Genomic DNA, 2,725 nt, shown 5'->3' on the forward strand with positions numbered 1-2,725 from the left:
TTTTGTTATATTTTTTATTTTATAATATATTATTGTAACTTTTATACATATATGGGAATTACTGAAAATACAGTATGGTAAAGCTTAAGTTTTGAAATATCCGGTCCACTGAGTTATTTATGAAAAATAGATACTAAAAAAAGGGTCCAAACACACAATATCCTTTGGCACCCTCTTCAATTCCATTATTTACTATTATGGTTTACACGGTCAAATACTGGCAACACTAAAAAAAATTCTGATATAAAATCTCTAAAGTTACTACAACCACTGATACACCATTTATCAGTCCATGAATGGCCGTGGTCACCCAAAATGCAGATACCTTTTTGTCTTCATATATTATAAAAGCATACGCTAATGGTAATCCAAGAACAAATGTAAAAAAAACATAATAGATACTATATATATGGCCTGTACCAAAAAATATTGCTGAAATTAGAACTACTAAAAGCTTTCGACTCTTAAAGAAATTAAATTTTTTCAATAATCTAATGATCAAAAATTGATATATAAACGTTTCAAAAATTGGTATTATCATTACAAAAATTAAGAATAATAGAACTAGAGGAACTTCTTCTACTTCAGGCCCACCTATATCTATTTTCATGAAATATCGATAGACCACACCTGATTAGGTCGCGTAATTGGCAGATGCCGTAACAGATAAGGATACGTTTTTGATTGTTTTGCTCGTTTACTCAGATTAGGTACAGGATAAAAGGCAACAATATCCATTTCCTGCAAATAACGCTTTACCAACCGCCTTCCGATTTCGTAGCCTAATTTGTGAAGTTCGTTTCGGATTCTGCGTACGCCAAAAGAGGGTTCCTTAAAGTGAATACGATCAATCGTATTTTTAATATCAATCTCCTGTTTAGTGGTAACTATTGGAACAGGTATATGATATGCAGTTGACCTCGATAATCCGAGCAATTGGCATTGACGCACAACCGTCAACTTCGAGCCAGTTAACTCAATTAATGACTTTTTTTCCGAAGTTGTAAAACCTGCTCTTGTTTTTTTTTAGATAATCGACATCCATAGAAAGTTCACCAATCTTCTTAATAAGGGTCTCCTTTTCCTCCTCGTGCTCTTGTATGACTTTCTGGATGTCCTCGCCTTTCTTAACAAAAACTGCAGGCATATTGCTGATGAATTCAGTTTTCCATCGGCTCAAAACTGGTTGAGCAATATTATACTTTTTTGAGATTTCAGCAAGAGGTGACTCCTCACGCAAGATCTCCAATACTATATTTGCTTTTTCTTGGGGTGTCCAAGTTCTTCTTTGTCTACTCATAGTCTTTATTATAACTTATTTTCTAGAATTTGTGTCCAACCCTATGTGTACATTATATTTCCTACATTGGAACACCTACTGGTTTTGTTTACATAACCGCCATCATAAATTGGTATTCCAGATTTATTGTTGGTTATTCAATCAGCAATACACTTCAAGCTGATTCAGTTACTAGAGTTGTTAAAGAAGCCATTAAAAGCCATGGTAAACCTGAAATTATAAATTCAGACCAAGGTTCACAATTCACCTCAAAAGAGTATATCGAGCTTATTAAGAGTTACAAAACTATCAGAATCAGTATGGATGGCAAAGGCCGTGCAACAGATAATATAGCCATAGAACGATTCTTTAAATCATATAAATGGGAGCGTCTATACTTGATGTATCCAGAGACGGTATCAGAGGTAAAATCTATCACAAGAGAATATATTCAGCATTACAATTACAACCGTGGACACCAAAGCTACAACTATAAGACACCGGCAGAAATCTACTATGATTCTGCTGAAAACGCAGCATAATCAGGAAAGGAGTTCATAACTAAAATTTCTTTATTTTATGTCTTGACAAGAGTGCACATTATATCTCACCTTTGAAGCATCCTGGAATCTGGATACAATCTCACCGGTTTTACGGGTTCCAAAGAAGTTCATTGGAAGTTTTATAACGTGATTGTAATAGCCTAGTAATAAATCAATGTCTAACTTCTGGCCAAGGTATATAAGTAAGTAACTTCTAAACACACTTAAAATAATCTTAAATAGAATCAATACTATGGCACCAATAGATAAGACATGTAGCGTCTTTTCTAGACCATATGGCACTACATCATCAATCAAGAACTTAAAATAAAAGGCACCAATAATACCAATGATTGTATATAGTATAGAGGCAAAGAAGATATTTACCAGTAGCTTCTTCTGTGGAATAAGCAAATGAAAGAAACGTTCAAACAAACCTTTTGTCTCTTTCCCTTTTTTAAAGGCATTAGTTGGTGTGATTAGTATAAGGACACCTGTCCACATCTTGAAGAACTCTTCCGGTGACATTTTTATAAGGCCTTTTGCCGGATCTGCTATTATCACTTGCTTCTTGGTTATTTTATGTATAACAACATAATGAAGCAACGTACCATCAACAACCACATGAGCTATGGCCGGTAATGGGAAGTCTGAGAAAAAGGCTTCTTCATTGCCTTTGACACCTTTTGCAGAGAAACCCAACTGTTCCGCTGCTTTTATCAAGCCCAGTGCGTTGGTCCCTTGTTTGTCTGTACCTGCTACTTCACGTATTTTAGTTATGGGTATTTTTAGGCCATGTTGTTTTGATATGGTTGCAATGCAGGCAGCACCGCAATCTGTTATGTCATGTTGTTTGATTACATTGTATTTTTTCATCAGCTCACCGTTCTAATTTTCTAGAGTA

General features: G+C 34.8%; 5 protein-coding genes. 1 reads left to right on the forward strand and 4 read right to left on the reverse strand.

The window, feature by feature from the left end; translation table 11 throughout:
* Nucleotides 1-226: 226 nt before the first annotated feature.
* The 3 genes from AC6F8J_RS03370 to AC6F8J_RS03380 are packed head-to-tail and all read right to left on the reverse strand — an operon-like array spanning nt 227 to nt 1,300.
* Nucleotides 227-610, reverse strand: coding sequence for a CPBP family glutamic-type intramembrane protease (locus tag AC6F8J_RS03370; RefSeq protein ID WP_500720996.1), 384 nt, complete (start codon nt 608-610; stop codon nt 227-229).
* Nucleotides 607-936: an IS3 family transposase gene (locus AC6F8J_RS03375; RefSeq protein WP_500720998.1), complete on the reverse strand. Its 330-nt coding sequence runs from the start codon at nt 934-936 to the stop codon at nt 607-609. Before AC6F8J_RS03375 ends, AC6F8J_RS03370 begins: the two co-directional genes overlap by 4 nt.
* Nucleotides 937-976: 40 nt before the next feature.
* Complete coding sequence (locus AC6F8J_RS03380; protein ID WP_500721000.1) at nt 977-1,300, reverse strand: transposase; 324 nt, start codon at nt 1,298-1,300, stop codon at nt 977-979.
* Between the two features lie 29 nt (nt 1,301-1,329).
* On the opposite strand from AC6F8J_RS03380, the gene AC6F8J_RS03385 reads away from it, so the two are divergent.
* Nucleotides 1,330-1,821, forward strand: coding sequence for a DDE-type integrase/transposase/recombinase (locus AC6F8J_RS03385; RefSeq protein WP_500721002.1), 492 nt, complete (start codon nt 1,330-1,332; stop codon nt 1,819-1,821).
* A gap of 30 nt (nt 1,822-1,851) precedes the next feature.
* On the opposite strand, the gene AC6F8J_RS03390 is transcribed toward AC6F8J_RS03385, so the two are convergent.
* Complete coding sequence (locus AC6F8J_RS03390; protein WP_500721004.1) at nt 1,852-2,697, reverse strand: cysteine peptidase family C39 domain-containing protein; 846 nt, start codon at nt 2,695-2,697, stop codon at nt 1,852-1,854.
* Nucleotides 2,698-2,725 lie beyond the last annotated feature (28 nt).

The sequence above is a fragment of the Petrocella sp. genome, assembly GCF_059865615.1.